This window comes from Edaphosphingomonas haloaromaticamans, assembly GCF_001853345.1.
In the GTDB taxonomy this organism is placed as follows: Bacteria; Pseudomonadota; Alphaproteobacteria; order Sphingomonadales; family Sphingomonadaceae; genus Sphingomonas_E; species Sphingomonas_E fennica.
Map to the genome: position 1 here is coordinate 4,110,678 of NZ_MIPT01000001.1, position 11,886 is coordinate 4,122,563.

Genomic DNA, 11,886 nt, shown 5'->3' on the forward strand with positions numbered 1-11,886 from the left:
TCCGATCAGACCCCGAAGCCGCCCGAAACCGAGATCGTCTGCCCGGTGACGTAGCGGGCGCGGTTCGATGCGAAGAACACCGCCGCCTGGCCGATATCCTCCGGCTGGCCCCAGCGCTTCAGCGCCAGCAGCTTGTGGGTCTCCTTCACCCAGGCTTCGTCGAACACCCCCTGCTTGGTCAGTTCGTGGAACATGCCCGCGTCGATCACGCCGACCAGCACCGAATTGGCGCGGATCTCATATTTGCCTTCTTCCTTGGCGATGCCCTTGATCAGCGCCTCGTTGGCCGCCTTGGGCGCCACCGAAAGCCCGTCCATCGCCGGCCACCAATCATGGCCGGCCGAACCGAGATGGACGAAGGAGCCGCCGCCATTCGCGCGGAAATGCTCGATCAGCACCTGCGATGCGGTGAAGAAGCCGAACACCTCGACTTCGATGGCGTTGCGATAATGATCCTGGGTCCATTCGGCGATGTGGATCTGCGGCACCAGCGGCCCGGCACCCCACACCATCGAATGGACGCGGCCATGTTCCTTGGCGGCGGCGGCCACGGCGGCCTCGACCTGCGCCTTGTCCCGCACGTCGACCTGGTGGATCGACGCCTTCACGCCATGCGCGCGGATCGCCTCCGCCGTCTTTTCCGCCACGTCCTTCTTGGACCGGTAGCAGATCGCGACGTCCGTGCCCGACTTCGCGAATTCCACGGCGACGCCTTGGCCGATGCCGCCGCTGCCGCCGAACACCATCACCGCGCCTTCGGGAAAATCCTTGCTCATCCTTGTTTCTCCTGCGTTCGTTTCAATTCGCCCGGGCGATCACGCGCTCGGCATAGCGGCTGATCGCATCCTTCTTGACCCGCAGCTCGCGGAAGTCGGCGCCGTCGTCAGTGAAGCGTTCGACATCCCACGGCGTCGGCAGCCAGGGCATGGCCGAAAGATGGCCGCCCACCGCATCCAGCGCCGCCACCGCGTCCGGGGTCAGCGGTTCGGCCAGCGACAGGATCGGCGTGAAGCCTTCGCGCGGCAGGCCCTGCTCGGCGCGAAGCGCGAGCATCCGTTCAACGATGGCGACATTGTCCGCCAGCGTCATCGGCAGGCCGAGCCAGCCGTCGTTGCGCGCGGCGCGGCGCAATGCGGGCGGCGAGGAACCGCCGCACAGCACGGGGATGGGCGATGCCGGCGCGGGCCGCATCAGCACGTCGCTGAACTGGAAGATATCCCCCGCGTGGCTCACGCTTTCGCCGGTCCACAGCTTGCGCATCACCGCGATCAGCTCGTCCAGCCGCTTGCCGCGCGTCTCGAACGGCACGCCGACCGCATCATATTCCTCCTTCAGCCAGCCGGCCGATACGCCGCACAGCACGCGGCCGGGCGCGAAGGCATCCACGGCCGATATGGCGCGCGCGGCGGTGAAGGGATCGCGCAACGCCGCGAGATAGATATTGGTGGCGAGCTTGATCCGCGATGTGGCCCCGCCGATCACGCCCAGCGTGACCCAGGGATCGGGCCAGGGCGTCTCGATCGGCCAGAACCATTCGCCATTTTCCGAATAGGGATATTTGGTCGCGAACTTCGTCGGCATGACGAGATGGTCCGCAACCGTGACGCCGTGGAAGCCGCAGGCCTCCGCATGCTGGGCGAGCGGCACGAGCTGGTCCACCTCGGCCACGCCCATCAGCACCAGCCAGAACTTCATGGCCGCACCCCGCCCGCATCGCGGGATCGCGTCAGCGGACTTCCGATCTTTTCCATGCGCCTCTCCCCCGGCATGCGCCTTTGCGCACTTCCGACATCCGAACGATGCGGCTTTTGTCGCCGAGGGTCTAGAGGAGAGGCGGCTTGCGAAAAAGAAGGGACGCCAGTTTGCGGAAAGCGATGGCCCGATCCGTCAATTCGGGCATCCCCGCCAAGCCCCGCGGGATCAGCCGGTGATGCCGTTGCCGGGCTTCACCGCCTTCAGCTCCGTCCAGTCGATCAGCAGCGTGCGCGCCGCGATCTTCCAGCGGCCGTCCTCGCGGCGGAACGCATCCTGATAGCGGATCGCCCACATGTCGTTGGTGGCCGTGCCGTCGGCATTGACGGTGATGTGGTTGGCGTAGCTCTTGGTCTCGCCGGATGCGCTGTCGCCCACGATCGTCACGGCCTGGGACGTGACCTGATGCAGCGTGCGCGCGAACATCTGGCCCAGCATCGCGGGAATGGTGCGGATGTTCGCCAGCCCTTCCATCCGGTTGAACGGGGTGACGATCACCGCATCCTCGGTGAACAGGCCGGCGAAGCCCGCCTCGTCACCGGCATCGCCGAAGATGGTGTAGTTTTCGACGAGCGCGCGGATCGCGGCGCGATCCTGTTCCTGCGTATCGGTCATGGCGGGCATCCCTTTTCGTTTCCCGCCATCTTCCGGCCGATGCCCGCCAAGGCAAGCGCCCCGGGCCGCATATGGCCCGATCGCCGCCGAATGAATGGCCCTAATCAGATAGAGTGATAGGCGCGATACCAATCGACGAAGCGCGGCACGCCGACATCGATCGGCGTGGTCGGCGCATAGCCGAGATCGTCGCGGATGGCCGAGATGTCCGCATAGGTTTCCTTGACGTCGCCCGGCTGCATCGACTGGTAATCGCGGATCGCGGGGCGGCCGCATGCCGCCTCGATCACGTCGATCAGGCGGCCCAATTCCTCCGAACGGTGATTGCCGATATTGTAGAGGCGGTGCGGCGCGCGGCTGCCCCCGGCCTTGGCCTGGCCATCGTCGGGCGGCGGATTGTCCAGCGAGGCGACCACCCCGGTCACGATATCGTCGATATAGGTGAAGTCGCGCCGCATATCGCCGCCGTTGAACACGCGGATCGGATCGCCCGCCAGAATGGCGCGGGTGAACAGCCACACCGCCATGTCCGGCCGCCCCCACGGCCCGTAAACGGTGAAGAAGCGCAGGCCCGTGAGCGGGATGCGATAGAGATGGGCGTAGGTCTCGCTCATCAGCTCGTCCGCCTTCTTGGTCGCGGCATAGAGCGAGACGGGGTGGTCCACCCGGTCCTCGACCCGGAAGGGCAGGCTTTCGTTCGCGCCATAGACCGAGGAGGAGGAGGCATAGACCATCGGCACGCCGGGCCGCTCGCGCGCCACCTCCAGCATGTTGAGGTGGCCGACCAGATTGGACTGGGCATAAGCGCGCGGATTTTCGATCGAATAGCGCACACCCGCCTGCGCGCCGAGATGGACGATGCCCGATATCGCCGCCCCCGCCAGCGCGCCCGCCAGCGCCTCATGATCGGCGAAGTCGATCTGGGCGAAACGAAAGGCATCGCCGAAGCGGGTTTCGAGATCGGCGATCCGATCGCGCTTCAGGGCGACCGGATAATAATCGTTGAGATTGTCGATGCCGATCACGCGATCGCCGCGCGCTAGCAGCCGGGCCGCCACCTGCTGGCCGATGAAGCCCGCCGCACCCGTGATCAATATCGTCATCGCCGCTCCGTCCCAAAGCTTCGCCCCTTCTAGGGACGGGACGGGCGCGGGCGCAACCAGCCGGTTGGACAGGCGGGATATTCGCGATACTGTGCCCGCGCCGTAACGATCCGGCCGATGGCCTCGGCCATAGACTTCGGGAGGACGAAATCCATGAAGTTCACCGTCTACAAGGACAAGGCCGGCGAATATCGCTGGCGGCTCGTGCATGCCAACGGCAACATCCTGGCGACCGCGAGCGAGGGCTATTCCGCCAAGGCCTCCGCGCTCAAATGCATCGAGAATGTGAAGAATTCGGCCAGCGCCGAAGTGGTCGAGGAATCCTGATCCTCAGCCGAACCGGGCGGGGGAATAACGCTCCGCATCGATAGCGTGCACGGCATCGGGAACGGCGCCGCCGGTGAGCAGCGCCGCACCCAGCCATGCCGCCGCCGGTGCCGTCTGGATGCCGAACCCGCCCTGCCCCGCGAACCAGAAGAAACCGGGCGCGCGATCATCGAAGCCGTAGACCGGCGCGCGATCGGGCGCGAAGCTGCGCAGGCCCGCCCAGGCATGCTCGCGCGCCAGCACGCGGCCGATGCCCAACCGCTCGAAGCGATCGATCGCCACCGCGACGTCGATCTCCTCCGGCGCGGCGTCGCAGGGCGCGCTCGGCACCTCGTCATGCGGCGAGAGCCATAGCCGCCCGCCCGCTTCCGGCTTGAAATAGAATCGGCCGAGCGCGTCGATCACCAGCGGCGGATCGGCGGAGGCCGGCGGATCGATCGCGATCTGCACCATGGTGCGCCGGAAGGGCGTGATCGCGATTCGCCGGGCGCCGGCCATCGCCGCCACGTCCGTCGCCCAGGCGCCCGCCGCATTGACGACGATATCGGCCAGCACGGGCCCGGCGCGGGTTTCGATCCGCCAGCCGCCCTGCTCCCGATCCATCGCCTGGACGGCGGCATCGGCCAGCAAGATTGTGCCCGCGCAGCGCGCGCGCGCCAGATAATCGGCATGCAGCGCCGCCACGTCGATATCGGCGCAGGTCGGTTCGGCAAGCCCCGCGTCCCAGCCGGGCGCGAGGCCGGGCAGGACGGCCGCGAGCCCGGCGCGATCCACCGGGTCCAGCGCGACGCCGGTGCCCGCGAACGCCGCCGCCATGCGCGCAAGCTCGGCCGCGCCCTCCCCGTCGGCGATATGCAGCGCGCCGCGATCCCGGAGAAAACCGCCGTTCCAGAGGTAGGCGCCCGATGCCGTGGTCAGCGGCTGCACCGCCGGCCCGCCATAGGTTTCCGACCAGAAGGCGGCCGACCGGCCGGTCGCATGATAGCCCGGGCGGCTTTCCGCCTCGATCAGCGCCACCCGCCTTCCCCCACCGCCGACTTCGGCGGCGAGCGACGCGCCCGCCATGCCCGCGCCGACGATGGCGATATCGGCCCGGATCATCGCGCATGCTCCGCGAGGAAAGCGTCGATCATCCCCANCGCGGCCCGGCGGATATCGTCCCGCTCGCGCAGCAGCTCGTGCGCGGCCGCCGGGAACCAGCGCAGCTCGGTATCCGGCATGCGGGCGGCGGCCCTGGCGATCGCGCGCGCATCGACCAGCCGGTCCGTGGGAGTCGCCAGGATCAGCGTCGGCGTCGCCACGCCTTCCAGCATGCCGGGCGCGGCCAGCGCCGCCATCGATTCGGCCCCGGCGCGCAGCCACCCCCAGCTCGGCGCGCCCAGCGCAAGCTCGGGATGCCGATCCCGCCACCAGAGTTCGTCCGCATATTGCGCAAGATCATGGGTAAGGTTGCGCTGCCGGTGGGAGGGGCCGTCGCCGTCACCCAGCCTTTCCGTCCATGCCGCACGCCCGGCAAGGCCCAGCCGGCAGGCCGCGCCCGCGATCCAGCGGACGGCCCAGGCCGGCAGCGGCCCGGCGACATAGCCCAGCATCGGCGCCAGCAGCACGGCGGCATCGACCTGCGGATGCCGTTCCGCCAGCAGCCTGAGGAGGAGATGCCCGCCCATCGAATGGCCGACCAGCACATGCGGGCCGGGCGTGCCGGCAAGCCATGCCGCCACGAATCCGTCCAGATCCTCCACCCAGCCATCGAAGCTTTCGGCATGGCCGACGGCCGGATCGGCAAGGAATCGCCCAGATCCGCCCTGGCCGCGCCAGTCGAAGCCGGTGACGGCCCAGCCGCGATCGTGCCAGTGGCCGATCGCCTGCAGATATTTCTCGATGAAGTCGCCCCGGCCGGACTGGAACAGCAGGCTGCCGCGCGCGGCCCCACCGGCGGGCACCGGCCAGTCGAAGCGGCGCAGCGCCCAGCCGTCCGATGCCCGCCAGGAATCGATCCTCATCCCCACGGGCAGGCTCCGCCGGCCGCCGCTGTCGATATTCCGGGGCGCATCCATCGGCGCTGGTTACGGTTTGGCAAGGGTCCGCGTCTAGCCTCTTGGCCATGGGGGTAACGGGAATCATCATCCTTGGCGCGCTGGCCGCAGGGCTGCTCTACGCCGCGTGGGGCGACATCGCCGCGCGCACCATCCCCAATTGGCTGAATGCCGCGATCGCCATCGGCGCGCCGGCCTGGTGGCTGGCCCAGGGCCTGCCGCTCTGGCCGGGCATGGCAATCCAGCTGGGGCTCGCCCTGCTGGTCTTCATCGTCTTCGCGGGCTGCTTCGCGCTCAACATGATGGGCGGGGGCGACGTGAAGCTGCTGGGGGCGCTGGCGCTGTGGCTGCCGCCACTGCCGCTGGTGCGCATGCTGGTGGCGATGGCGCTGATCGGCGGGGTGCTGACGATCGCGATGGTCGTCCTCCACCGCGCCCGCCGCGCGGAAGGCCAGCCGGAAATCCCCTATGGCGTCGCGATCTCCCTCGCGGCGCTGTGGGTGATGGCCAACGATATCTTAACCACCCCCGTTGCATGACGGGGCACCGTAAAGGGCCGAAGGGATCACGGGCGTCATGGATGTGAAGAAGCTTGCACTGCTGATCGGTGCGCTCCTCCTGGCAGGTGTTTCGGCCTTCGCGGCCAAGACCATGTTCACCGGCGCCGCCGCGCCGCAAGCCGCTGCGGCCATCGCTCCGCAGCCGACCGGCCCGGAAGTGCTGGTCGCCACCCGCGCGCTGCCGGTGGGCACGATCATCGAACCGGACAGCTTCCGCTACCAGCCCTGGCCGAAGGACCTGGTGGAGAAAGCCTATTTCATCAAGGGGCAGAGCGACCTCGCCTCGCTGACCGGAACGGTGGTGCGGGTGCCGATCACGGCCGGCGCGCCGATCACCCAGGGATCGCTGGTCAAGCCCGGCGATCGCGGCTTCCTGGCCGCCGCGCTGGGGCCGGGCATGCGCGCCGTGACCGTCTCGGTCTCCGCCTCCTCCGGCGTCGCCGGCTTCGTCTTCCCCGGCGACCGCGTCGATCTGGTGCTGACCCAGGACGTGACGGGCGGGGGCGACGGGCCGCCGCTCAAGGCCTCCGAAACGATCATCCGCAACCTGCGGGTGCTGGCGACCGACCAGCGCACCGACAATCAGGTGGGCGATGACGGCAAGACGGTGGTCGTCACTTTCTCCACCGTCACGCTCGAGGCGACGCCCAAGATCGCCGAGAAGATTGCCGTCGCGCAGACGATCGGCCAGCTCTCGCTGTCGCTCCGCTCGATCGCGGACAACACCTCCGAACTGGAGCGCGCCATCGCCGCGGGCGAGGTAAGCGTGCCCGAAAATGCCGATCCGAAGGCGGAAAAGCAGATGCTGCTCGCCATCGCCAACCGGCCGATCGATACCGACACCACCGTCACCGTCGGCGCAGACGTGTCGCGCTTCCAGCGCCGCACCGTGCCCGCCAAGGCCGATTCCGGCCAGCAGTCCGGCGGCCAGCCTTCCGCCGGCGGCAATTATGCGCCGCGCGTCGCGGGGCCGGTCGTGCGCGTCGCACGCGGCAACACCGTCACCGAAGTTCCCGTGGGGGGGAAATAAGATGCTAATTTCGAAGAGCAGCCACCACGCGGTGGGGCTGGCGCTGGCCGCCATGCTGGCCGCAGGGCTGGCGCTGGCCGACGCGACGCCGCTGGCGGCCGCACCGTCCGCCACCGCGCCCACCGATCGGATCACGCTTTCGGTCGGCACCGGGCAAATGGTGAAGCTCGCCGGTCCGATGACCGACCTGTTCGTCGCCAATGACTCCATCGCCGACGTGCAGGTGCGCTCGCCCACCCAGCTCTACATCTTCGGCAAGGGCGCGGGCGAAACCACGGTCTACGCCACCAACAAGGCGGGCCAGGTGGTATATTCCACCAATGTCCGCGTCGGCGCGAACTTCTCCAACGTCGGCCAGATGCTGAAGGTGGCGATGCCCGACGCGCAGATCGCCGCCATGCCGATGAACGGGATGGTGCTGCTGACCGGCACAGTCGCCACGCCGGGCGATGTCGAGGAGGCGCAACAGCTCGTCCAGGCCTTCGTCGGCAAGGACACGCAGGTCTTCAGCCGGCTGAAGACGGCCACGCCGATGCAGGTGAACCTGCAGGTCCGCATCGCCGAGGTGAATCGCGAATTCGCGAAGAGCGTGGGCATGAACCTGCTGAGCCGCGACAGCTCCGGCGGGTTCCTGTTCGGCATCGGCCAGGGCAAGCCGGGGACGATCACGACCATCACCAAGCCGGACGATCCCTCCGGGCTTCCAATCGGCAGCACATCTTACACCTTCAATTACAAGGACACGGGCACCACGCTCGGCTTCGCCGGCCACCTGCTGGGCATGGACCTGCTGGGCACGCTGGATCTTGCGGAAAATGACGGCTTCGTCACCACGCTCGCCAATCCCAACCTGACGGCGCTTTCGGGCGAGACGGCCAGCTTCCTGGCGGGCGGCGAGGTGCCGATCCCGATCAGCCAGGCGCTGGGCACCGTATCGGTGGAATATAAGCAATATGGCGTGAGCCTGGCCTTCACGCCCACCGTGCTGTCCGACGGGCGCATATCGTTGCGCGTGCGGCCGGAAGTGTCGCAGCTTTCGGCGGCGGGTTCGGTGATGCTCAACAATTTCAGCATTCCGGGCTTCACCACCCGGCGGGCGGAAACCACGGTCGAGCTCGGCTCCGGCCAGGCCTTCATGATCGGCGGCCTGCTGTCCAACACCAGCAACAATTCCATCGACAAGGCGCCCTTCCTGGGTGACCTGCCGATCCTGGGCGCGCTGTTCCGTTCCAACTCGTTCAAACGCAACGAGACCGAGCTGGTGATCATCGTCACCCCCTATCTGGTGCGCCCGACCTCCGCCAGCGAGGCGCGGTTGCCGACCGACGGCCACAAGGCGCCCACCGATGCCGAACGGCTGCTCGGCTCGCAGACCTTCATGGGCAAGAGCGGCGAGCCGCGGCCGGGGCCGGTGCAGACGCCGCCCGTCACCGTGGCGCCCGGCGTCGGCGGCAACCCCGCCGCCCCGGCCGTCTCCGTCCGCCCCGGCGCTTCGGCAACCGGCTCCTCCCGCAAGAGCGCCGCGGCCCCCGCGCCCGGCTTCTCGTTCAATTGAGGCCCGCGATGGAAGGCAGAACCATGCGTCACATCCTTGCCACCGGCCTGCTCTCGCTGGCGATCGCCGGCTGCGGACCGGTCAATCGCGGCGTCGAATCGGTGAACCAGCCGGTCGTGAGCCGCGCCGATTACGTGTTCGACGTGAACGCCGATGGGCTGGCGTCGCCCGATAGCGCCGAAGGGCGCCGGCTGGACGCCTGGTTCGCCGCGCTCCGGCTGGGCTATGGCGACAGCATCGCGCTCGACGACCCGGCCCCTTATGGGCATGAGGGCGCCCGCGCGACGATCGCCGCCATCCTCGCGGATCATGGCATGCTGCTGGGCAATGCCGCACCGGTGATGCCGGGATCGCCCGTCGCCGGCTCCATCCGCGTCGTCGTCAGCCGGTCCCGCGCCGAGGTGCAGGGCTGCCCGAACTGGAGCCGTCCCTCCCAGCCGGAATTCGCCGCGTCCACCATGTCCAACTATGGCTGCGCGGTGAACGCCAACCTCGCGGCGATGGTCGCCAATCCGGAGGATCTGGTGCGCGGCCAGGAAGCGTTCGGCTCCGATGCCCGCAGCGTCACCAAGGCGATCCAGTCCTACCGCCAGAAGGCCCCGACGGGAGCCGAAGGTCTCAAGTCCGAATCGACGACGAAAGGCAGCAAATAATGAACGCGCCCTTCCACGCCCGCGGCAGCGCGCTACGCGATCCCTTCTCCGCCTTCGTCTGCGACGAGGCCACGGCCGAGCTGCTGCGCCTCGTCGTCGCCGAAATGGGCTGGGCGCCCGAAAAGGTGAACAAGGGCGGGCTGCGCAATGCCGTCCAGTCGCTCTCCGTATCGGCCAGCCCCGGCATCCTCTTCGTCGACATGACGGAATCGGGCGATCCGCTGAACGACATCAATTCGCTGGCCGAGGTGTGCGAGCCCGGCACGGTGGTGATCGCCGCCGGCCAGGTGAACGATGTCCGCCTCTATCGCGATCTCGTCGCCTCCGGCATCCAGGATTATCTGCTGAAGCCGTTCAATCCGGATCAGCTGCGCGATGCCTTCGCGCAGGCGCAGATGACGCTGGCCGGCCCGCGCGGCGGCGAGCAGGTGGTCGATCGCCCGCATCTTTCGGCCGCCGTGATCGGCGTGCGCGGCGGCGTCGGCGCCTCCACCCTCGCCTCCTCGATCGCCTGGCTGTTCGGCGAACGCTCCGGCCGCACCACCGCGCTCCTCGATCTCGACGTCCATTTCGGCACCGGCGCGCTCGCGCTCGATCTGGAACCGGGCCGGGGCCTGACCGACGCCATCGAAAATCCCAGCCGCATCGACGGCCTGTTCATCGAACGCGCGATGGTGAAGGCCAATGACAAACTGGCCGTGCTGTCGGCCGAAGCGCCGATCACCCAGCCGCTGCTGTCCGACGGATCGGCCTTCCACCAGTTGCAGGAGGAATTGCGCGCCGCCTTCGAATGCACCGTGGTCGATCTGCCGCGCGCCATGCTGATCCAGCATCCGCACCTGATCCACGATCTGCAGGCGGTGCTGGTGGTGACGGAATTCACCCTCGCCGCGACGCGGGATACGATCCGCATCCTCGCCTGGCTGAAGTCCAACGCCCCGCAGGCGCGGGTCATCCTCGTCGCCAATCGGGTGCCCACGGTCGGCGTGCCGGAAATCGCGCGCAAGGATTTCGAAAGCTCGATCGAGCGCGCCGTGGATTTCGTGCTGCCTTACGACCAGAAGACGGCCGCGCAGGCCGCCAAGCTGGGCAAACCGCTCGCCGAGGTCGGCAAGACCGCCAAGATCGGCCCGATGGTGAACGAGATCGCCACGCGCCTGATCGCGGTGGTCGACGGCAAGGAAGCCGCCGACCAGCCATCCGGCAAGTCGCTGCTCGGCAAGCTGGGCGACATCAAGTCGCTGCTGCCCGCCAAGAAGCAGAAGCAGGGCTGAGCCCGATGGCGCTGGCGCCGATCCTGATCTTCGCGGCCGGCATCGCCGGCGTGCTGCTGCTGCTCTTCGCGGCCTTTTCCGGCCCGTCGACGGCCAAGGCGCAGACCCGCCGGCTGGCCGAGATCCGCGATCGCCACAACAAGAGCGGCGCCGGCGCGGTCGAAGCCCAGATGCGGCGCATCATCGCCCAGCGCGAAACCAGGCTGGACCTGGCCTTCAGCCGCTTCATCCCCAATCCGGCCCAGCTTCAGAAGCGGCTGGACATGACGGGCAAGGCGTGGACCGTCGGCAAATATGCGCTGACCTCGCTCGCCATCGCCTGCGTGGTCGCGCTGCTGATCCTCACGCGCGGCGCGCCGATCCTGCTCGCCATCTTCGTCGGGCTGGTGGTGGGCCTGGGCGTGCCGCACATGCTGGTGGGCATGCAGATCAACAAGCGCGTCGCCGCTTTCAACGCCAAGTTCCCCGACGCGATCGAGCTTCTGGTGCGCGGCCTGCGCTCGGGCCTGCCCATCTCCGAAACGCTGGGCGTGGTCGCCAGCGAGGTGCCGGGGCCGGTGGGCATCGAATTCCGTTCGGTTTCCGACAAGATGAAGATCGGCCGGACGATGGACGCCGCCCTTCAGGAAACCGCTGACCGGCTGGGCACGCCCGAATTCCAGTTCTTCACCATCACGCTGCAGATCCAGCGCGAAACGGGCGGCAACCTTGCCGAAACGCTCGCCAATCTGGCGGATGTGCTGCGCAAGCGGGCGCAGATGAAGCTGAAGATCAAGGCGATGTCGTCGGAATCCAAGGCATCGGCCTATATCATCGGCGCGCTGCCCTTCATCGTCTTTGCCCTGATCTGCTACATAAATTACGATTATATGGGCAAGTTCTTCGTCGACGAGCGGCTGATGATCGCGGGCGGCGGCGGCCTTATCTGGATGAGCATCGGCGCCTTCATCATGCGCCAGATGATCAATTTCGAAATCTGAT

At 68.0% G+C, this 11,886-nt stretch carries 13 protein-coding genes; 7 read left to right on the forward strand and 6 right to left on the reverse strand.

Translation table 11 applies throughout. From position 1 onward, the window contains the following. Positions 1-5: 5 nt before the first annotated feature. The 4 genes from BHE75_RS19035 to BHE75_RS19050 form a co-directional block, all read right to left on the reverse strand. Positions 6-776, reverse strand: a complete 771-nt coding sequence (locus BHE75_RS19035) for an SDR family NAD(P)-dependent oxidoreductase (RefSeq protein WP_070934833.1) — start codon at positions 774-776, stop codon at positions 6-8. Between the two features lie 22 nt (positions 777-798). Continuing rightward, positions 799-1,695 carry a TIGR03619 family F420-dependent LLM class oxidoreductase gene (locus BHE75_RS19040; protein ID WP_070934835.1) on the reverse strand — a complete coding sequence of 299 codons (897 nt, stop codon included), beginning with the start codon at positions 1,693-1,695 and terminating at the stop codon, positions 799-801. Between the two features lie 225 nt (positions 1,696-1,920). Continuing rightward, the gene (locus BHE75_RS19045) at positions 1,921-2,367 is read right to left on the reverse strand and encodes a nuclear transport factor 2 family protein (RefSeq protein WP_070936152.1); all 447 of its coding nucleotides are present in this window, start codon (positions 2,365-2,367) and stop codon (positions 1,921-1,923) included. Positions 2,368-2,471: 104 nt separating this feature from the next. Continuing rightward, on the reverse strand, positions 2,472-3,470 hold the full coding sequence (locus tag BHE75_RS19050) for an NAD-dependent epimerase/dehydratase family protein (RefSeq protein ID WP_070934837.1): 999 nt from the start codon (positions 3,468-3,470) through the stop codon (positions 2,472-2,474). A gap of 153 nt (positions 3,471-3,623) precedes the next feature. Here BHE75_RS19050 and BHE75_RS19055 point away from each other — a divergent pair, with 153 nt between their 5' ends. Further along, on the forward strand, positions 3,624-3,797 hold the full coding sequence (locus tag BHE75_RS19055; protein ID WP_015458226.1) for a YegP family protein: 174 nt from the start codon (positions 3,624-3,626) through the stop codon (positions 3,795-3,797). A 3-nt stretch (positions 3,798-3,800) separates the two neighbouring features. Here BHE75_RS19055 and BHE75_RS19060 read toward each other — a convergent pair whose 3' ends face one another. Continuing rightward, the gene (locus BHE75_RS19060; protein ID WP_070934839.1) at positions 3,801-4,898 is read right to left on the reverse strand and encodes an NAD(P)/FAD-dependent oxidoreductase; all 1,098 of its coding nucleotides are present in this window, start codon (positions 4,896-4,898) and stop codon (positions 3,801-3,803) included. Beyond that, positions 4,895-5,854, reverse strand: coding sequence for an alpha/beta fold hydrolase (locus tag BHE75_RS19065; RefSeq protein WP_070934841.1), 960 nt, complete (start codon positions 5,852-5,854; stop codon positions 4,895-4,897). The genes BHE75_RS19060 and BHE75_RS19065 overlap by 4 nt, the downstream gene beginning before the upstream one ends. Before the next feature lie 47 nt (positions 5,855-5,901). Between BHE75_RS19065 and BHE75_RS19070 the strand changes: the two genes are divergently transcribed. Genes BHE75_RS19070 through BHE75_RS19095 form a run of 6 tightly spaced genes read left to right on the forward strand, consistent with a single transcriptional unit; the run spans position 5,902 to position 11,885 of the window. Next, entirely contained in the window at positions 5,902-6,372 is a 471-nt protein-coding gene (locus BHE75_RS19070; RefSeq protein WP_015458229.1) for an A24 family peptidase, read from the forward strand. A 37-nt stretch (positions 6,373-6,409) separates the two neighbouring features. Next, positions 6,410-7,423: a Flp pilus assembly protein CpaB gene (gene cpaB, locus BHE75_RS19075; protein ID WP_070934843.1), complete on the forward strand. Its 1,014-nt coding sequence runs from the start codon at positions 6,410-6,412 to the stop codon at positions 7,421-7,423. A gap of 1 nt (position 7,424) precedes the next feature. Beyond that, the gene (locus tag BHE75_RS19080; protein WP_070934844.1) at positions 7,425-8,978 is read left to right on the forward strand and encodes a type II and III secretion system protein family protein; all 1,554 of its coding nucleotides are present in this window, start codon (positions 7,425-7,427) and stop codon (positions 8,976-8,978) included. Between the two features lie 23 nt (positions 8,979-9,001). Next, positions 9,002-9,631 (forward strand): CpaD family pilus assembly protein, encoded by a 630-nt coding sequence (locus tag BHE75_RS19085; RefSeq protein ID WP_015458232.1) that lies wholly within the window; start codon positions 9,002-9,004, stop codon positions 9,629-9,631. Further along, positions 9,631-10,905, forward strand: a complete 1,275-nt coding sequence (locus BHE75_RS19090) for an AAA family ATPase (protein ID WP_070934846.1) — start codon at positions 9,631-9,633, stop codon at positions 10,903-10,905. Before BHE75_RS19085 ends, BHE75_RS19090 begins: the two co-directional genes overlap by 1 nt. 5 nt (positions 10,906-10,910) lie before the next feature. After that, the gene (locus BHE75_RS19095) at positions 10,911-11,885 is read left to right on the forward strand and encodes a type II secretion system F family protein (RefSeq protein WP_015458234.1); all 975 of its coding nucleotides are present in this window, start codon (positions 10,911-10,913) and stop codon (positions 11,883-11,885) included. The last annotated feature ends 1 nt before the right edge of the window (position 11,886 follow it).